The organism is Pedobacter sp. 22226 (genome assembly GCF_052045455.1).
Classification (GTDB): Bacteria; Bacteroidota; Bacteroidia; order Sphingobacteriales; family Sphingobacteriaceae; genus Pedobacter; species Pedobacter jeongneungensis.
On the sequence record NZ_JBQEPB010000003.1, the window covers coordinates 596,983 to 614,871 of the forward strand.

Consider the following 17,889-nt stretch of genomic DNA (forward strand, 5'->3'; position numbering starts at 1 on the left):
AAAAGATGTTTTTACCATTAAGAGGTTAAGAATATTAAGATAATCGACTAACCTGGTGTCCTCTGTGATAAGAAGTTGCAAAATTGATAAGCGTATAGCTTGAGGCGCAAGGCAATTTAACCGATTAATCTGTCAGGCAATCAACAATGACCAATAAACCAATGACTAATGAACAATTGAACTCACCCCTCCTTTTAAACTATACACTTTCCCTTTATAAACTCCGTTCAATAATTGCACCGCCATTTTACTGCGCTGTCCGGTTTGGCAATAACAAACTACTTTTTTGGCTTGTGGGATGTTTTCAATGGCATTTGTTAATTCATATAAAGAAATATTCACTCCACCTATGTTATTTTCCTCGTGTTCATAATCCTCACGTACATCGATCAGGAAAACTTCATCAGCAGATTTTGAAAGCCATTGATCTAACGTTGCCTGATCGATTTCTTTTGTGGTTTCAATTATAACTTCTTTTTTAACTATTTCCGGTTGTTTTTCCTGCGCAATTTTGAATACGAGTACTGTGTTATCTAATGCATTAATGGTCATCAGTTTACCTGAAAGGGTTTCACCGATGCTACAAATCAGCTTAATGGCTTCATTGGCCATATATATCCCGATAATTCCGGGCAAAATTCCGATTACGCCGCCTTCTACGCAATTGATATTTTCGGTAGGTGGTGTGGGATAAAGATCCCGGTAATTTGGTCCGCCCTGATGATTAAACACTGCGACCTGACCTTCGAACTGCAAAATAGAACCAAATATGAGTGTTTTACCTAAACTTACACAAGTATCGTTCACCAGGTAACGGGTGGTAAAATTATCGGAACAATCGATTAACAGGTCATATTCCCGGCAAATATTGACAGCATTATGGGGATTAAAACGTTCATCATAAGCAGTGAAATTTACATGCGGATTAAGTAATTTAAGTTTTGCTGCGGCAGTTTTTGCTTTGGGCAGCCCAATATCGGTATGGTTGTATAAGATCTGCCGGTGCAGGTTGCTCAACTCCACCACGTCATCATCTATAATTCCGATTGTTCCGACCCCGGCTGCGGCCAGATATTGCAATATGGGGCAGCCCAATCCACCCGCACCGATAACCAATACTTTGGCGGCTTTTAGTTTTTCCTGTCCGGTGAGGCCCAGTTCAGGCAAAATCATCTGCCTGTTGTAGCGGTTCAGTTCTTCTTTTATTAACATGATTTACTAATCAAACTCCTATCCCAATCTTTCCAGATGGGTTCGTAACCCTGTTTTCTAATCATCGCTGCAATTTCCTGTGCCGAACGCTCGTCGGATATTTCGAACTGCTCTAACGATTGTGGTTCTACTTCATACCCACCGGGATTGGTTTTGGAACCGGCACTAATCGCGGTAATTCCCAGTTTAATGACCTGATTTCTGAAGGCCTGTGTTTCGCGGGTAGAAATGGAGAGTTCTACTTCACTGTTAAACAAGCGGTAAGCACAGATCAGTTGCACCAGTTCCTTATCGTTCATCACCACTTTGGGTTCCAAACCGCCACTAAAAGGCCGTAACCTGGGGAAAGAGATACTGAATTTACTCTGCCAATATTGTTTTTCGAGATAGGATAGGTGCAGGGCCGTAAAAAAAGAATCGGTACGCCAGTCTTCCAGACCAATGAGCACGCCCAATCCCATTTTATGGATTCCGGCTTGCCCCAAACGATCGGGGGTTTCTAAACGGTACAAAAAGTTTGATTTTTTACCTTTAGGATGGTGTTTGCGGTAATCGTCCTGGTGGTAGGTTTCCTGATAAACCAGTACGGTATTTAAGCCATGCGGAATCAGCGTTTCATAATCAGCTACATCCAAGGGCTGTACTTCCATAGAAATATGGGCAAAATGCGGACTAATCAGATCCAATACTTTTTTAAAGTAATCGGTATGCACCGTCTGGTTAGCTTCGCCGGTTACCAGCAGCACATGATCATAACCCATGCCTTTAATTACGGCCACTTCCTGCATAATCTCCATCGGGTTAAGCGTTCTGCGCCTTACTTTATTATCATAGCTGAAGCCACAATAGGTACAGATATTATTACATTCGTTGGAGAGATAAAGCGGAATGTACATCTGGATCACCCGGCCAAAGCGGTCTAAGGTTAACCGCTGACTGATCTGCGCCATATCTTCAAGAAAGGGCAATGCCGCCGGGGAAATGAGCGCTTTAAAATCTTCAAGCGTCCGTTGCGGATTGTTTAGTGCCCGCTCTACATCTGCGGCTGTTTTATCGTAAATACTGGCTTTGGTATCGTCCCAGTTGTAAGATTCGAATACTTCGTTAAAACTCTTCATCCAAAAATGCGGTTAATGGGCTGCTTGCTGCGGCATAATGCTGCTGGCTACCCAGTTTAGATTCGAAAGCCATTCTGCCGGCTTCTACAGCCAGTTTAAAGGCAATGGCCATATTGGTTGGGTCTTTGGCAATAGCAATAGCGGTGTTTACCAAAACGGCATCTGCTCCTATTTCCATTGCTTTTGCTGCATCAGAAGGTGCGCCGATTCCTGCATCTACAATTACCGGAACCCTGCTCTGGCTAATGATAATTTCTAAAAAATCAATGGTGCGGAGACCTTTATTGCTACCAATCGGAGAGCCCAAAGGCATTACCGCAGCGGTACCCACATCCTCTAAACGTTTACATAAAACCGGGTCGGCATGGATATAAGGCAGCACCACAAAGCCGAGTTTCGCCAGTTCTTCTGTTGCTTTTAAGGTCTCAATCGGATCGGGCATGAGATACTTTGGATCGGGGTGGATTTCGAGTTTGATCCAATTGGTTTCCAATGCTTCGCGTGCCAGTTGAGCAGCAAAAACGGCTTCTTTTGCATTGCGCACACCAGAGGTATTGGGCAATAAATTAATGTGCGGATATTTAAGGTGATGAAGGATATCATCGTCTTTTCCTTTTAAATCAACACGTTTAAGGGCCACGGTAACCAGTTCGGAGGCCGAGGCAATTAAGGCGCTTTCCATCTCTCTGGCCGAATTGAATTTTCCGGTACCGGTAAAGAGGCGGGAGCTAAAAGTTTGATCTGCTATGGTTAACATATCTGTAATTTTTAAATCGAATGAATGTTGAATTTGCTGTTGATCTCTTCCAAAACCGCAGCCGTTTGTGTTTGATTGGTGAGCGCTGCGGATATGGCAATTCCGTAAATTCCGGTTTCGAGAATTGCCAGAATATCTGCTGCTTCGATGCCGCCAATGGCGATAATCGGCGTTTTAATACCGGCTTTTTTTACCTGTTCCATTAATTTCCCGTAACCTTCCAAGCCTACAATCGGACTCAGGTTTTCTTTTGTCCGCGTGAACCTGAATGGTCCTAAACCAATATAATCGGCTCCTTCGGCTACCCTTTGCTGAATATGTGCAAAAGTATTGGCGGTACCCCCGATAATCTGGTGTTTTCCGATAATTTTCCGGGCTTCCGGGATAGGCATGTCCTGCAAACCCAGGTGCACACCATAGCTGTTTACCGCTTTGGCGAGGTGCGGATAATCGTTGATAATCAGTTTGGCACCATAACTTTCGCATAAGGCCTGTGCGGCTTTTGCAAATGGAAGGATTTCGGCTTCGGCCTGGTTTTTAATGCGGAGCTGAATCCACTTTCCGCCAGCCCGGAGCACCTGCTCAATGGCGTCGATATGGGTACCGGCTTTAGGGGCTTGTGAGATATATTGTAAAGGCTGAATCATGGTTGTATTGTTAAATTTTGAGCATAAGCCCGGCATTTTGCCTGTGCTTTTTTAAAAGTGATGATGGCTTGCGACGGATCGTTCCAGATGCTGCCCAGGAGTGCTAGACCATCGAAATTCATCGCTTTTATCCGATCAATTTGGTTTAGTCCAATGCCGCCAAGGGCAATGATTTTCGGATTGTCGTGTTGTTTTTCCAAACGGAAATCTGCCGGAATTACTCCCTGATAACCTGGTTTGGAGAAGCTGTTAAACACCGGACTGAAAAAACTGTAATCATATTGCCCGATCTGCTCCAAATCAGTTAAACTATGGATAGAAGTGCTGCAGATTTTATTTTCAGGTAATGATCCATTATTAATTTCTTTCCTGAAACTTTCGGTATGGTGGATCCGGTTAATATCGTAATCGTTGGCCAGCGAATGGAAATGATGCAAAGCGATCTGCGGGTGGTATTCGGGTGAAATCCCTTCAATTGTTTTCCGGTAAGCTGCCTCATCAGCATTTTCTTTCCGCAGGTGAAATATCTGTAAACCAGCTTCGAAAAGCTGATTCACAAGATTACTTTCTTCCTTAAAAACAGTTGGCTTGGCAATTACGATCAGTTCCATTGCAGGTTAAGAATAAATTTCACTTCCTTTTTCGGTAAACTCTTTCGATTTTTCCTGCATGCCTTTGGCTAAGGCTTCGTCTGCTTCTACCCCTTGCTGCGCAGCATATTCGCGCACATCCTGCGTTATTTTCATCGAACAGAAATTTGGTCCGCACATTGAACAGAAATGCGCAATCTTAGCACCTTCTGCAGGCAGGGTTTCATCATGGAATTCTTTTGCCGTATCCGGATCGAGTGATAAATTGAACTGGTCTTCCCACCTGAATTCGAACCTTGCCTTGCTTAAGGCATTATCACGGTATTGTGCACCGGGATGGCCTTTAGCCAGATCGGCTGCATGTGCAGCAATTTTATAGGTAATTACCCCATCTTTTACATCTTTTTTGTTTGGTAAACCCAGGTGTTCTTTAGGTGTAACATAACAGAGCATCGCTGTTCCGAACCAGCCAATCATCGCAGCACCAATGGCTGAGGTAATGTGGTCGTAACCCGGGGCAATATCGGTGGTTAAAGGACCTAAGGTATAAAAAGGCGCTTCCGAACAATGTTCGAGCTGTTTTTCCATATTGGCTTTAATCAGGTGCATAGGTAAATGCCCCGGACCTTCGATGATGGTTTGCACATCGTGTTTCCAGGCTATTTTGGTCAGTTCGCCAAGGGTTTCGAGTTCCGAAAACTGTGCGGCATCGTTGGCATCGGCAATACAACCAGGCCGTAAACCATCGCCTAAAGAAAAAGCTACATCATAAGCTTTCATGATCTCACAGATTTCTGCAAAATGGGTATAAAGGAAGTTTTCTTTATGATGCGCCAAACACCATTTCGCCATGATCGATCCGCCACGCGAAACAATTCCGGTTATTCTTTTAGCGGTTAAAGGCACATAACGAAGCAGTACGCCGGCATGGATGGTAAAATAATCTACGCCTTGTTCGGCTTGCTCAATCAGGGTATCGCGAAAGATTTCCCAGGTCAGGTCTTCGGCTTTTCCGTTCACTTTTTCTAAAGCCTGATAAATGGGAACGGTACCAATAGGCACAGGCGAATTGCGGATAATCCATTCGCGGGTTTCGTGGATATTTTTCCCTGTAGAAAGATCCATAATGGTATCGGCACCCCAACGGCAGGCCCAAACGGCTTTTTCTACTTCTTCTTCAATGGTAGAGGTAACGGCCGAGTTACCAATGTTGGCGTTGATTTTTACCAGGAAATTGCGCCCGATAATCATCGGTTCCAGTTCAGGGTGATTAATGTTGCAGGGGATTACCGCACGTCCGGCCGCAACCTCTGCCCGTACAAATTCTGGTGTAATGTAGCCCTTTGGCGTATTGGCACCAAAACTATTGCCGTTGTGCTGGTGGTTCATTACCTCATGCTGATCGCCCAATTGTGCATTTAAAAGTTCAATCTGCTGGTTTTCCCTGATGGCAATGTATTCCATCTCGGCTGTAATGATGCCTTTTTTTGCATAATGCATCTGCGATACATTGGCACCCGGCTGGGCTTTATAGGGTTTATTGGTGTAGTTAAAACGTAAAACATCGAGTTTGGTATCGGCCAGGCGCTGTTGCCCATAAGCAGAAGATAACTGATCAAGCTGGGTTACATCCTGCCTGTCTTTAATCCATTGCTCCCTTAACCGCGGAAGCCCTTTTCTTACATCAATAACCGCATTTGGATCGGTGTAAGGTCCGCTGGTATCATACACGGTTACGGGTGGGTTAGGCTCAGTGAGGCCAAATCCATTGTGGATTTTCGTCTCTGTTAAACTGATTTCGCGCATCGCCACCTGGATATCGTGGATTTTTCCGGGTACAAATATTTTTCGCGAAGCCGGAAATGGACTGCGGCTGATGACTTCCTGGTTTGGTGTTTTTTCTTGTTTCATATTTTGAATGATAGAATGGCTAATGAGTGATTGACAGAGTGAGGGAATTATTGATTGATTGAATGAGAGAATGACCCAGTGAGCGAATGACCCAATGAGAGAAGGATTGAATGAGTGGTTGATTAGACAGCATCTTCCATTTCATCATTCAAAATTCTCCCATTCAATCCTTTCATTACCCCCCCTGTGTGGCTTTAATGAGTATAATCTGATCGCCTGGGTTTAACAGGTAGGTATCCCAAACAGATTTGGAAATGATGGTTTGATTAACGGCTATGGCCAGGCCATCTGTACCAGTTGAAATGACAGCAGCGAGCATTTGTTCGATGGAACAGGCTTCGTTGAGTTGATGGTTTTGATTGTTGATAGTTACTTCCATATTTTAAAAAATTGGAAAAACTATAGAGATTGCCCCAAAATGGAGATCGAAAAGACAGCAATTGTAATTGCTTTCACTTTTCCCTTCGGCAGTACTAACTGCATCAGGTTCAAAGGGTATTTCTCAGCACGTAGGCACCCCTAAAGTTTTTTGTAAATATATGCGATTAAATTTCTAATGCAAATAAAAATCGATATAGATAAAATCTATAGTTTATTACTAACAGTATTGTTGTCATTCTGAACGCAGTGAAGAATCTTTCGCAAATGAAACACAGAACTAAAATTGTATAAGAAAGATCCTTCGTTGCACTCAGGATGACAGACTTAAGGGGATGAACGACTAATTCTTCGTTCTGCAGACTGACGACTTCGGACTAAAGACTATGGACTAACCACCCCCTTTTTGCAAAACACAAAATTTCCTTATCTTTGCATCATCACCAAATCACCCGATAAATGTAAGATTCATTTCTTTTCAGAAAATAGATAACAGGCAGAACGGTTCCGTTACTGCAATTATTTACCGGTAAAAAAGAAATTTATGCTTAATCTACAAGGGGCTGGCTATATCCATGCTAACGGAGATTTACTGTTTTCAGATTTAAATCTCACCATCAACAAATACGAAAAAATTGCACTTATTGGCCATAACGGCGCAGGAAAATCGACACTTTTAAAAATTTTGGCAGGCAACCTCATGCCAACTTCCGGACATGTTAAAGCAGAATCGACGCCTTATTACGTGCCACAGCTTTTTGGTCAGTTTAATGATTTTACCATTGCGCAGGCCCTTAAAATTGAAGATAAACTAAAAGCTTTGAATGAAATCCTTAATGGAGAAGTAAGTGAAGAAAACATGGGCATCCTGAATGATGACTGGACCATCGAAGAGCGTTGCGCAGAAGCTTTAAGTTATTGGCGCCTGGACGATTTAGATTTAAACCAAAAGATGGAAAGTTTAAGCGGCGGACAAAAAACCAGTGTATTTTTGGCTGGCATCACCATCCACCGCCCGGAAATTGTTTTACTGGATGAACCGACCAATCATCTGGACCTGGAAGGCAGGAATCAATTATACGATTATATCCAATCGACCAGAAATACTTTGGTTGTGGTAAGTCACGACCGTATGTTATTGAACCTGATCGATAAAGTTTGCGAACTCACCCCACGGGGAATAACCGTTTATGGTGGTAATTACGATTTCTACGCTGAACAGAAAAAGATTGAAAACGATGCGTTAAACAACGACTTAAAAGCCAAAGAAAAGGCACTCCGCAAGGCGAAAGAAGTAGAACGGGAATCAATAGAGCGTCAGCAAAAACTCGATGCGCGGGGAAAAAAGAAGCAGGAAAAAGCCGGTTTGCCGACCATCTCGATGAATACGTTAAAAAACAATGCAGAAAAAAGCACGGCAAAACTGAAGGGTGTGCATGCGGAGAAACTTGGTCATATTTCTTCTGAGTTAAGCCAGCTTCGGTCTGCATTGCCAGATACGGATAAAATGAAAATCGGTTTCAATCAGGCTACATTACACAAGGGCAAAAGTATTGTTGAAGCTAAGGAGCTCAATTTTGCTTTTTACGATCAGTTACTTTGGAAGGAGCCCATCAGCTTTCAGGTGTTTAGTGGCGGGCGTTATGTGATCAAAGGCCGGAACGGATCGGGCAAAACTACGCTGACCAGGATTATTTTAGGCGAACTAAAGCCGTTAACAGGAATTTTAAACAAAGCCGACATCAGCTCAATGTACATTGATCAGGATTATTCGTTGATTGACAATCACCTTACGGTTTACGAACAGGCACAGCAATATAACTCAGGCGCACTGCAGGAACATGAGGTAAAAATCCGTTTAAACCGGTTTTTATTTGGCAAAACCGACTGGAACAAACCCTGTTCGGCCTTAAGCGGCGGCGAAAAAATGCGGCTGATCCTTTGTTCGTTAACGATCAGCAACCAATCGCCCGATCTGATCATCCTCGATGAGCCGACCAATAACCTTGATATTCAAAATGTTGAGATTTTGACTAACGCCATTAACGAATACCTGGGAACACTTTTGGTGGTATCGCACGATGAATATTTCCTGGATCAAATTCATATAGCACATACGATTCATCTTTAAAACAAAATATATAGCCTTATCTTCGTTTCAAATTAAAATCAGTACCCTATGCAAAGCTTGTTAGCACTTCAAAATGGCGAACTCAATGGATCAGTATCGTTAAAACTTTCTGAAAACCTGAGTGAGTTTCCAAAAGAAATATTCGGGCTTGCGGATACTTTGGAAGTGCTGGATTTATCATTTAACAAATTAAGTGCACTACCTGAAGATTTTGGTCGTTTAAAGAAGCTGAAAATTTTCTTTTGCTCGGAAAACCTTTTTACAGTTTTACCGGAGGTCTTAGCCGATTGCCCTTTACTGGATATCGTTGGTTTTAAATCCAATCAGATTAAAACGGTACCGTCAAAGTCGATCAACCCGAATCTGCGCTGGTTAATTTTAACCAATAATAACATTACCGAACTTCCTGAGGAAATCGGTCTTTGTAAACAGATGCAAAAGCTGATGTTGTCGGGAAACCGCTTATCAGCCCTGCCCGAAGAATTGGCTAATTGCCGAAATTTGGCATTATTGCGGATTGCGGCGAATAAATTGCATGAGTTGCCGCAATGGATTACAGAAATGCCAAAACTATCGTGGATTGCATTTTCGGGAAACAATTTTAGTAAAACGCCAGCTGTTGAAACACTTTCATTAATCAACTGGCATGATTTAGAAATCAGCCATTTATTGGGCGAAGGCGCTTCGGGCGTGATTTCGAAAGCAAACAGAAACATCGGAGACGAAACGAGTGAGGTGGCGGTTAAAATATTTAAGGGCGATGTTACCAGCGATGGCCTGCCGGAAGATGAAATGACGGCTTATATTGCTGCAGGTTATCATCCGGGTTTGGTAAATCTGATCGGTCAGATTGCCCACCATCCGGAAGATAAAAAAGGATTGGTGATGGACCTGATTCCGCATCATTTTTATAATCTTGGCCATCCGCCCAGCTTAGAAAGCTGCACCAGAGATGTTTTCCCTGCCGACAGGAAACTTTCAGAAAAACAAATAGTTAGTATAGCAAAAACCATCGCCTCATTAGCAGCCCAATTACATGAGGCTGGCATCATGCATGGCGATTTATATGCGCACAACACTTTAATTGATGAGGAAGGCAGCACGCTGTTCGGTGATTTTGGTGCAGCAAGTTTTTACGATAAAACAGCTCAACCAGCCATGGCGCTCGAAAGGATAGAGGTAAGTGCTTATGGCTATTTACTTGATGACTTACTTTCTTTAAAAGATGATGAAGTGAATGAAGAGGTTTATGCAACCATCAGCAAACTTAGAGATGCTTGTTTGGATACCTTACCGTTAAACAGGCCAGGTTTTAAGGATTTAGTTGAGGCGTTGCAATAGAAAAATCGTCATCACGACTGTAGCGCAGTCCCGAAGGTTCGGGAGAGAGATCTATCTAGACAGATTTCTCGACTACGTTGCACTTCGCTCGAAATGACGGTACGTATAAGAACACTATTAATTCTCTTGTTTCCTGGCCCAATCCAATCTGCGCTGATCGGGTGTAGTTGTGACCTTAAAATTTTCGAAAGTAGCATTAAAACCTTTTCCATCCGGGCAGGCAGCTACCAGACCTACCATTACCGGGGCATTATCTTTAAAATAACAGGTACGGAGCATGGTATATTTCTTATCATCTAATGAATAGAAAATCTCTACTGCATCGAGTTTTCTAACGGCTTTCATCCAGATTGATGCCGGTGCTTTTTCCAGTTCAACCACGCTCCAGTCGCTGGTTTTGTGTGTTACCACAGCACTTACATTTTGTTTTCCATTAACAAATTCCACTCCGGCTTTAATCCATTCTTCTTCATTAATGCGGAGCATCAATCCCATCTGGTCGAAAGTAGTTACATAATTTCCGGTAATTTTTACTTTCACTTCAAATTCTCCGCCATATGTGGCATAATAAAAAGGTGCGTCATCAACCGTAAAACCATAATGCGAAATGCGCCAGTAATCGGTTTTGGCCGGAACAAACATGCTAAAGGTATTTTTATCTTTAATTTCCCATTTCCCGGGTTCATTAAACCAGTTCATTTTAGCCAGGCTCTGGGCATTTGCTTTCTGAGTAATTAAATAGGCCAATATGACCATCACGGCTGATAATTTAAGTTTCATTTGTGTGTTTAGGTTGGTTTTGTGTGTTTGTGTTCTGCAAACATAATGCAAGGCATAACTTTGGAAAAGGACATACATCACTATTTTATTGTGATGATTGTCACGTTTATGTTGAGCGGCAATTTTACCAGGATTATAAATCTTCAAGAAATATTACCTTTGGTATCAGAAACATGGAAACAAATTTTTTAAGGGCGCACATTCATCAGATCGTTTGTTTAACAGATGAGGAATTTGAGTATGCAGAATCTTTTTTTACAAAGCGGAAATACAAAAAACACCAGTATATCATCCAGGCAGGTGATGTTGCCAGTCAGGAACATTTTGTAGTAAAAGGTATTGTAAAATCTTCTTATACCGACCATGAGGGCAAAGAATATATTTTACAGCTGGCCATGGAAGAATGGTGGTTTTCTGATCCGAATGCTTTTAATACAGGAATGCCCGCTACCTTAAACGTAGATTGTATTGAAGATACAGAAACCCTTTCGATCTCTTTTGAAAATAAAGAAAAGCTCTGCGCTTCTTCCCGTAAAATGGAATACTTTTTCAGGAAAAAATATACTACAGGCAACATGGCTCTGCAAAAAAGAGTACTGGCTTTATTGAGCAATAACGCGGGTGAGCGCTATAAGCAGTGGCGCAACCAGTATCCGTCTTTACAGAAAAGGATTTCGAAAACCCTTATTGCATCCTATCTTGGGGTAACCAGAGAAACTTTGAGCAGGTTATCGCTTTAAATTTTCTGTCTTTTTTTTACTACGAAGGTCACAGAGGAAAGGCTTGACGTACACAGAGCCGGGAGCATATTATATGGTTTCCGGGCTCGCTATTACAAATCTGTGTTTATCTGTGCACATCTGTGTCAAAACCCTTATTTAATGCCGTCCACACTCCACTTATAGCCTGGCAAAGTTGCCAGCACCAAACTCGAAGCACTTACCACGAAAACCGAATAATTAAATGGTGCCCTGTAATTCGCAAAAATAAACATCGATAAGGCAAAGGCCAGCGTAAGTAAAAAACTGCCGATGGCTGCCAGTTTAATTTTATAACCGATAATGAGCAACAACCCGAAAAGCAATTCGCCAGCGGTGGCAATAATGCCCATAACATTGGCCAATGGACGGCTTAAATAAGGCATAAGTGAATTTGTATAATCTACAAATACAGCCCAGCTACCCCAGCCCACAGTTGGCGAGCCTGGCGCACCCAGCCAGCCAAAGCGATCCATTACAGGCAATATAAAACCAATGCCCAAAGCGAGCCTAAGAAATAACTGAGCCAAATGTGGCGTGTTTTTCATCGTGTTTAAGTGAATAGAATATGCGCAATTTAGCGCCTGTATGTCATAACTTTCTTAAACCAGATTAAGAAATGAGCAGCTTCTGAAAATCAGCCTAAAAGCATTCTACTTCCCAAAACCTCGACCATTTTTCGCCAGCCGCTAACTTAATAATGCCTTCTTTATGTTCCAGTTCCTGGTCGTGGTTAACGCCATCGGCCACACCGCACCAGGGTTCCAGGCACACAAAAGGAGCATCTGTTGCCGCCCATACCCCAAAGAAAGGAAAGTCTTCGAAATGGAAGTGAAGACCATAATCGTTTTTGGTATTCAATAAACTAATGCAGTTGCTTTGCAAAGTTTTAAACACCAGTGCATCGTTATAAAACAGCTCGTGTTTAAGGTTTAATTTATGATAACTCAGCTCAATGTTTTCGGTTTCATCAGCCACTAAACCATCATCCAGCTTCCAATAAGTTAACTTTTCATCTGTATTAAATGCGAGGTAATAATCTTCGTAAACCGTGTTTGGTGTATTGGGAACGGCAAACGCGGGATGTGCACCCAATGAAAATAAAAGTTCTTCAGTACCTGTATTAATTACCTCATAAGTTAAATTTAACTTCCTGTCTATCAATTGATATTTAAGTTTAAGCCCAAAATAAAAAGGATAAATTTTTAAGGTTTCATCTGTTTGGGTTAAAGTAAACACAGCTTCGGTTTCACTTATTTTTTCGAAATTAAAAACATGATCGCGGGCAAAGCCATGCCGTGGTAATTCGTAATTTTTACCCTGATAATTAAAACTGTTGTTTTTTAATGAGCCAACAATAGGAAATAAAACAGGACTATGCTTTGCCCAATATTTGGGATTCGCATTCCATAAATATTCCAATCCGGTTTCTTTGCTAAATAAGCCTTGCAATTCTGCGCCTTTAGCCGCCAGGCTAACTTTTATATAGTCGTTTTCGAGAGTAATCATTTGCAATCTAAATTAGGGAAAAGATGTTCAGAAAGATATGTTTTTTATTAAAAAATAAATCCTGTTCAGTTGGGAGCTCGGAGTTGGGCGTTTGGAGTCATTACGCCCTAGAACTGTATCCTTATTTAGTAAACATCCTATAAATCGAACATTTTGATTTTTAAGTGAATGTGACTCCAAACGCCCTACTCCAAACTAACTACGTTCTTCCCAGATACACGCAATATTAATAATGGTTTGCACAGCTTTCTCCATATCCTGTACGCTTACCCATTCCTGTTTGCTATGAAAAGCATGTTCGCCGGCAAAAATATTCGGACAAGGCAAACCCATGTAAGATAACCTCGACCCATCGGTTCCGCCACGGATACTTTGTTGTTTGGCTACTACGCCGGCACGCTCAATGGCCTCAATACCATACTGTACAATTTTTGGATGTTTGTCCAGCACCTCTTTCATGTTGCGATATTGTGCCTTGATCTCTAAAGTGTAACTCGATTTTGGATATTTCGCCATCACCTGCTTTACCGTTTCTTCCAAAAACTGACCGTGAGCAGCAAGTTTTTCATTGGTAAAATCGCGGATGATAAACTGCGCCTCGGCTTCCTCTACCTGCCCGTGCATGCTTACGGGGTGGATAAAACCTTCTTTTTGGTGTGTTGTTTCAGGCGTTAGTTTATCTTTTGGTAAGGTGTCTAAAATTTCCGCAAGGATTTTAATTGCACTTTCCATTTTTCCTTTTGCAAAGCCAGGGTGTGTACTTACGCCATAAATTTTAAGGGTGGCACCATCAGCCGAAAAAGTTTCATCTTCAATAGAGCCCAGGGTTTCGCCATCTATAGTATAGCCGAAATCGGCACCCAGTTTTTTTAAATCAGCTTTATCTACCCCCCTGCCTATTTCTTCATCAGGTGTAAAAAGAACTTTAATGGTTCCGTGTTTTACATCCGGGTTTTTCATAAAAAAGGCCGCAGCTTCCATAATTTCGGCTAAACCAGCTTTATTATCTGCGCCCAGCAGAGTAGTACCACTGGCGGTAATAATATCGTTTCCGATTTGGTGCTTCAAATCTTTATGATCTGCCATCCTGATTACGATTTTAGGATCATCAGGCAAAACCAGGTCCTGCCCTTGATATTTGTCATGAATAATCGGCTTTACATTTTCGCCACTGCAATCCGGCGAAGTATCCATATGCGAGCAGAAAAAAATTACAGGTAAATCTTTATGTGTATTGGAAGGAATGGTGCCATATACATAGCCATTTTCATCCATTTCTGCATCAGAAACACCGATTTCTAACAGTTCCTGCATCAATTCCCTTCCTAAATTCTTTTGTTTTGAGGTTGATGGACAAGTTGGAGAATTGGGATCAGATTGCGTATCAATCTTTGCATATTTGATAAAACGCGCTTCTAAAGTTTTGTTAAAGTTGCTGTATGTGCTCATAATTCAAAGGTAAAAGTTATAGATATTCGATAAACATATTATTTTTGTAAAAAAACGATATGATTTTTAATTTGCTGAGAGCTACTTATATAACCCTTTTGCTTGTTTTTATTGGAAGTTTTTCTTTTGCCCAATCCAACTATTTTAAAATGTCGTACGGTTTTGGTGGTGGAGTGAACAAATCTTATACCGACGTTTACAAAGGAGGGTTTGGCTACACAGCCTATGGTGTATTCGATTATCATATTACCCCGTTTGTAACATTTGGCCTCGAAGGGCAGTATGGAATGGTTCAGGGCGGCGACATTGAAACCGATCCGCACAACCGTCAGTTTGTAAACAAATATAAAACCCTCTCCGTTAACGTTAAATTGATGCTTGGTGAAGTGGTTGACTATGATAAAAGCGAGTTTTTATATAATATAAGAGGCCTGTATTTAGGGCTCGGTGTTGGTGTTGTAAACAACAATATTACTGATATTGTAAGGTACAAACCAAGCTGGGCAGCTTATGATCCCGGTTATGGTCCTTTCCCCGGACAAGATAAAAGCAATAACCTGCTGGTGCCTATAAACTTCGGATTTAACTATTTCATTAATGATGGTTACGGTTACATGAGGTATATCATCAATATCAATGCGCAATCGAATTTTACTTTTGGAGAGGGATTAGATGGCTATAACGATTCGAGTACCAAATTTAAAAACTACTCTCCCGACGTGTACAACACTTATACCATCGGTTTTAAGTACATGCTGGGCAGTATTAAATCTTATCGTAAAACACTTTAATAACAGCATTTCATTTCTTAGCTTTAAGGCATGAGAAAATTCTTTGTGTTATGTTTGCTATCGATGAGGCTAAAAGCCATCGCACAAAAAACACCTTTCGAATTAAGCGGAAAAACCGAAACCACAACCTACACTGCAGCAATATCTTATTACGAAAACCTGGCTAAAAATTATCCTGAAGCAAAATTACTTGTCTATGGAAATACAGATTTTGGAAAGCCCCTGCATGTACTGGTTTTATCCCGCGACCGGATTTTTGATCCTGCACAGATCAGGCAACAAAATAAAAGAATCTTATTAATCAATAACGGGATCCACCCGGGTGAGCCCGAAGGAGTAGATGCTTCGATGATGCTTGCACGCGATCTGCTCAAAGCCGGCAAACTCCCTAAAGATGTAGTGATCTGCATTATTCCGCTTTACAACATAGACGGAAGTTTTAACCGCACAGGTACTTCGAGGGCCAACCAGAACGGACCTCTTGCCTACGGCTTTAGGGGCAATAGTAAAAACCTCGATCTGAACCGCGATTTTATTAAAACAGACTCAAAGAACTCGGCTGCATTTCAACTTATTTTTAACACCTGGCAGCCCGAAATATTTGTAGATACTCATACCAGCAATGGTGCCGACTATCAATATGTGATGACGCTTATCCCCACCCAAAAGGATAAGCTAAATCCCATACTTTCCGGTTATTTAACCCAAACTTTGGTGCCCGATTTGTACACCGCAATGGAGAAAATGGGTTATCCGATGATTCCTTATGTAAATTCGATCGGCGAAACTCCGGAAACGGGAATAACCGGATTTATTGATCCTCCGCGTTACTCAACAGGTTATACCACGCTACATAATACCATTGGTTTTATGCCAGAAACGCACATGCTAAAATCATACGATTTACGCGTGGATGCCACTTATAAGCTTTTGGAAAGCTATATTCAGATTGTAGAACGTGATGCCAGGGTAATCGGGGAGAATAAACGCAAGGCCGATGAAGCTGTTGCAATGCAAAAGGATTTTCCCTTAGATTGGAAGCTAAATAAAACGGAAGTAAATGATTTAACATTTAAAGGCTTTGAGGCCGGACAGAAACCCAGTACAGTAAGTGGTGCCGACCGTTTATATTACGACCGCACCAAACCTTATACCAAAACCATAAAAGAATGGAATAAGTTCGAGCCGGCAATTTCTGTTCAAAAGCCGGTGGCTTATATCATTCCAAAAGCCTGGGACCGCGTAATCGCGCTGCTTAAACTGAATAATGTTAAAATCAGGGAACTAAAATCTGATCAGAAAATTGCGGTAGAAAGTTATTACATCGGTGATTTTAAAACAGGAACCAGGCCTTACGAAGGGCATTACCTGCATTCGGCCGTAAAATTGAATACCGTAAAACAGAACCTGCAGTATTATGCCGGCGATTTTGCAGTGTACGCTAACCAGCCAGTTAACCGTTACATTATTGAAACCTTAGAACCGCAGGCTACCGATTCTTATTTCAACTGGAATTTTTTCGATTCTATCCTGGATATGAAAGAGCATTATTCGGCTTATGTGTTTGAAGATACCGCAACAGAATTGCTGAAAAACAACCCGGAACTGAGAAGTGCTCTGGAAGCCAAAAAATCAGCAGATCCTGAATTTGCCAAGAATGGTGCTGCACAACTTGATTTTGTGTATAAAAATTCTGATTATTACGAAAAAACACATAACAGATATCCGGTTGCCCGTTTGCTAACAGACGTAAAACTTGATTTAAAATAACCCCAATGGAATATTTCAATATGGCACCAGTTGCCTCGTTAATTTTTGTTTTTACCATCATTACCAGTCTGTATGCTTTTTACGATCATTCGATTTACGGAAAGTTTATGCTGCACCCATACAGTGTTTCAAAAGGACAGAATGTATATACATTAATTACCAGCGGACTTGTGCACGCCGATTGGATGCACTTATTTTTTAACATGTTTACATTTTACGCTTTCGCTTTTACACTCGAAAGTTTAATGGGAAGCTGGCGCTTTGGAATACTTTACTTTTTGGGTTTGGTGTTAAGCGATCTGCCTACGGTTTTTAAACATAAAGATCATTTTAACTATAATAGTTTAGGGGCATCAGGCGCCATTAGTGCAGTACTTTTCAGTTATATTTTATTTAATCCAATGTCTAAAATTTACATCATGTTTATTCCCATCGGAATTCCTGCCGTAGTTTTTGGGATTTTATATTTAATTTATTGTGCTTACGCTTCACGTAATTCCAGAGATCACATCAACCACGATGCACACTTTTTCGGGGCGCTAACCGGATTGATTTTTACCATTATTTGCGTTCCGGGTATTTTGCAGAACTTTATTACCATGCTAACTGGCGGGAGGTAGTTTAACTTCGTCATCTCCTTTGGTTTATCAAACTGATTTTTTTGTTGCAAATCTTATTACAAGAAGAAAGCTTAGTAAGCGTTTAAATAAAAGGCAGGGTGAATTTTCGTCATCTCTAGTTTTAAAG

The 17,889-nt window shown here is 41.5% G+C and carries 17 protein-coding genes and 1 riboswitch; of the genes, 6 read left to right on the forward strand and 11 right to left on the reverse strand.

What is annotated here, in order from left to right; all coding sequences use genetic code 11:
* Positions 1-165: 165 nt before the first annotated feature.
* The 7 genes from moeB to thiS all read right to left on the reverse strand — a co-directional run bounded on the left by moeB (position 166) and on the right by thiS (position 6,614).
* On the reverse strand, positions 166-1,212 hold the full coding sequence (gene moeB / locus ACTJKC_RS09485) for a molybdopterin-synthase adenylyltransferase MoeB (RefSeq protein WP_440791387.1): 1,047 nt from the start codon (positions 1,210-1,212) through the stop codon (positions 166-168).
* A complete protein-coding gene (thiH, locus tag ACTJKC_RS09490; RefSeq protein ID WP_344851636.1) occupies positions 1,206-2,330 on the reverse strand; it encodes a 2-iminoacetate synthase ThiH in 1,125 nt (374 codons plus the stop codon). Before thiH ends, moeB begins: the two co-directional genes overlap by 7 nt.
* On the reverse strand, positions 2,317-3,087 hold the full coding sequence (locus ACTJKC_RS09495; RefSeq protein WP_440791389.1) for a thiazole synthase: 771 nt from the start codon (positions 3,085-3,087) through the stop codon (positions 2,317-2,319). Before ACTJKC_RS09495 ends, thiH begins: the two co-directional genes overlap by 14 nt.
* 11 nt (positions 3,088-3,098) lie before the next feature.
* On the reverse strand, positions 3,099-3,734 hold the full coding sequence (locus tag ACTJKC_RS09500; protein WP_440791391.1) for a thiamine phosphate synthase: 636 nt from the start codon (positions 3,732-3,734) through the stop codon (positions 3,099-3,101).
* Positions 3,731-4,345 (reverse strand): thiamine phosphate synthase, encoded by a 615-nt coding sequence (locus ACTJKC_RS09505; protein ID WP_440791393.1) that lies wholly within the window; start codon positions 4,343-4,345, stop codon positions 3,731-3,733. Before ACTJKC_RS09505 ends, ACTJKC_RS09500 begins: the two co-directional genes overlap by 4 nt.
* Positions 4,346-4,351: 6 nt before the next feature.
* Positions 4,352-6,235, reverse strand: coding sequence for a phosphomethylpyrimidine synthase ThiC (gene thiC, locus ACTJKC_RS09510; protein WP_440791395.1), 1,884 nt, complete (start codon positions 6,233-6,235; stop codon positions 4,352-4,354).
* 175 nt (positions 6,236-6,410) lie between these two features.
* Positions 6,411-6,614 carry a sulfur carrier protein ThiS gene (gene thiS, locus ACTJKC_RS09515; protein WP_440791397.1) on the reverse strand — a complete coding sequence of 68 codons (204 nt, stop codon included), beginning with the start codon at positions 6,612-6,614 and terminating at the stop codon, positions 6,411-6,413.
* Positions 6,615-6,677: 63 nt separating this feature from the next.
* Positions 6,678-6,766, reverse strand: a riboswitch (TPP riboswitch).
* Positions 6,767-7,157: 391 nt separating this feature from the next.
* Between thiS and ACTJKC_RS09520 the strand changes: the two genes are divergently transcribed.
* Together ACTJKC_RS09520 and ACTJKC_RS09525 are read left to right on the forward strand one after the other, a co-directional pair.
* Positions 7,158-8,744 carry an ABC-F family ATP-binding cassette domain-containing protein gene (locus ACTJKC_RS09520; protein ID WP_440791399.1) on the forward strand — a complete coding sequence of 529 codons (1,587 nt, stop codon included), beginning with the start codon at positions 7,158-7,160 and terminating at the stop codon, positions 8,742-8,744.
* A gap of 48 nt (positions 8,745-8,792) precedes the next feature.
* Positions 8,793-10,085 (forward strand): leucine-rich repeat-containing protein kinase family protein, encoded by a 1,293-nt coding sequence (locus ACTJKC_RS09525; protein ID WP_440791401.1) that lies wholly within the window; start codon positions 8,793-8,795, stop codon positions 10,083-10,085.
* Between the two features lie 117 nt (positions 10,086-10,202).
* Here the strand turns inward: ACTJKC_RS09525 and ACTJKC_RS09530 are convergent, their stop codons facing one another.
* Positions 10,203-10,865: a DUF1349 domain-containing protein gene (locus ACTJKC_RS09530; protein WP_440791403.1), complete on the reverse strand. Its 663-nt coding sequence runs from the start codon at positions 10,863-10,865 to the stop codon at positions 10,203-10,205.
* A gap of 173 nt (positions 10,866-11,038) precedes the next feature.
* Between ACTJKC_RS09530 and ACTJKC_RS09535 the strand changes: the two genes are divergently transcribed.
* Positions 11,039-11,605 carry a Crp/Fnr family transcriptional regulator gene (locus ACTJKC_RS09535; protein WP_316826460.1) on the forward strand — a complete coding sequence of 189 codons (567 nt, stop codon included), beginning with the start codon at positions 11,039-11,041 and terminating at the stop codon, positions 11,603-11,605.
* A gap of 134 nt (positions 11,606-11,739) precedes the next feature.
* Here the strand turns inward: ACTJKC_RS09535 and ACTJKC_RS09540 are convergent, their stop codons facing one another.
* The 3 genes from ACTJKC_RS09540 to pepT all read right to left on the reverse strand — a co-directional run bounded on the left by ACTJKC_RS09540 (position 11,740) and on the right by pepT (position 14,581).
* Positions 11,740-12,171 (reverse strand): DoxX family membrane protein, encoded by a 432-nt coding sequence (locus ACTJKC_RS09540; RefSeq protein ID WP_440791405.1) that lies wholly within the window; start codon positions 12,169-12,171, stop codon positions 11,740-11,742.
* A gap of 94 nt (positions 12,172-12,265) precedes the next feature.
* On the reverse strand, positions 12,266-13,132 hold the full coding sequence (locus tag ACTJKC_RS09545) for an aldose 1-epimerase family protein (RefSeq protein ID WP_440791407.1): 867 nt from the start codon (positions 13,130-13,132) through the stop codon (positions 12,266-12,268).
* Between the two features lie 195 nt (positions 13,133-13,327).
* On the reverse strand, positions 13,328-14,581 hold the full coding sequence (gene pepT, locus ACTJKC_RS09550; RefSeq protein ID WP_440791409.1) for a peptidase T: 1,254 nt from the start codon (positions 14,579-14,581) through the stop codon (positions 13,328-13,330).
* A 149-nt stretch (positions 14,582-14,730) separates the two neighbouring features.
* On the opposite strand from pepT, the gene ACTJKC_RS09555 reads away from it, so the two are divergent.
* The 3 genes from ACTJKC_RS09555 to ACTJKC_RS09565 are packed head-to-tail and all read left to right on the forward strand — an operon-like array spanning position 14,731 to position 17,762.
* On the forward strand, positions 14,731-15,372 hold the full coding sequence (locus ACTJKC_RS09555) for a hypothetical protein (RefSeq protein ID WP_440791411.1): 642 nt from the start codon (positions 14,731-14,733) through the stop codon (positions 15,370-15,372).
* 30 nt (positions 15,373-15,402) lie between these two features.
* On the forward strand, positions 15,403-17,142 hold the full coding sequence (locus tag ACTJKC_RS09560) for a M14 family metallopeptidase (protein ID WP_440791413.1): 1,740 nt from the start codon (positions 15,403-15,405) through the stop codon (positions 17,140-17,142).
* A gap of 5 nt (positions 17,143-17,147) precedes the next feature.
* Positions 17,148-17,762 (forward strand): rhomboid family intramembrane serine protease, encoded by a 615-nt coding sequence (locus ACTJKC_RS09565; protein WP_344851622.1) that lies wholly within the window; start codon positions 17,148-17,150, stop codon positions 17,760-17,762.
* Positions 17,763-17,889 lie beyond the last annotated feature (127 nt).

Excerpts from the sequence above, each read along its gene's own strand:
- ACTJKC_RS09495 (WP_440791389.1), bottom strand. The coding sequence starts at position 3,087 with ATGTTAACCATAGCAGATCAAACTTTTAGCTCCCGCCTCTTTACCGGT.
- thiC (WP_440791395.1), bottom strand. The coding sequence starts at position 6,235 with ATGAAACAAGAAAAAACACCAAACCAGGAAGTCATCAGCCGCAGTCCA.
- ACTJKC_RS09525 (WP_440791401.1), top strand. The coding sequence starts at position 8,793 with ATGCAAAGCTTGTTAGCACTTCAAAATGGCGAACTCAATGGATCAGTA.
- pepT (WP_440791409.1), bottom strand. The coding sequence starts at position 14,581 with ATGAGCACATACAGCAACTTTAACAAAACTTTAGAAGCGCGTTTTATC.
- moeB (WP_440791387.1), bottom strand. The coding sequence starts at position 1,212 with ATGTTAATAAAAGAAGAACTGAACCGCTACAACAGGCAGATGATTTTG.
- ACTJKC_RS09540 (WP_440791405.1), bottom strand. The coding sequence starts at position 12,171 with ATGAAAAACACGCCACATTTGGCTCAGTTATTTCTTAGGCTCGCTTTG.
- ACTJKC_RS09565 (WP_344851622.1), top strand. The coding sequence starts at position 17,148 with ATGGAATATTTCAATATGGCACCAGTTGCCTCGTTAATTTTTGTTTTT.
- thiS (WP_440791397.1), bottom strand. The coding sequence starts at position 6,614 with ATGGAAGTAACTATCAACAATCAAAACCATCAACTCAACGAAGCCTGT.
- ACTJKC_RS09520 (WP_440791399.1), top strand. The coding sequence starts at position 7,158 with ATGCTTAATCTACAAGGGGCTGGCTATATCCATGCTAACGGAGATTTA.
- ACTJKC_RS09545 (WP_440791407.1), bottom strand. The coding sequence starts at position 13,132 with ATGATTACTCTCGAAAACGACTATATAAAAGTTAGCCTGGCGGCTAAA.
- ACTJKC_RS09555 (WP_440791411.1), top strand. The coding sequence starts at position 14,731 with ATGTCGTACGGTTTTGGTGGTGGAGTGAACAAATCTTATACCGACGTT.
- ACTJKC_RS09505 (WP_440791393.1), bottom strand. The coding sequence starts at position 4,345 with ATGGAACTGATCGTAATTGCCAAGCCAACTGTTTTTAAGGAAGAAAGT.
- ACTJKC_RS09560 (WP_440791413.1), top strand. The coding sequence starts at position 15,403 with ATGAGAAAATTCTTTGTGTTATGTTTGCTATCGATGAGGCTAAAAGCC.
- thiH (WP_344851636.1), bottom strand. The coding sequence starts at position 2,330 with ATGAAGAGTTTTAACGAAGTATTCGAATCTTACAACTGGGACGATACC.
- ACTJKC_RS09530 (WP_440791403.1), bottom strand. The coding sequence starts at position 10,865 with ATGAAACTTAAATTATCAGCCGTGATGGTCATATTGGCCTATTTAATT.
- ACTJKC_RS09500 (WP_440791391.1), bottom strand. The coding sequence starts at position 3,734 with ATGATTCAGCCTTTACAATATATCTCACAAGCCCCTAAAGCCGGTACC.
- ACTJKC_RS09535 (WP_316826460.1), top strand. The coding sequence starts at position 11,039 with ATGGAAACAAATTTTTTAAGGGCGCACATTCATCAGATCGTTTGTTTA.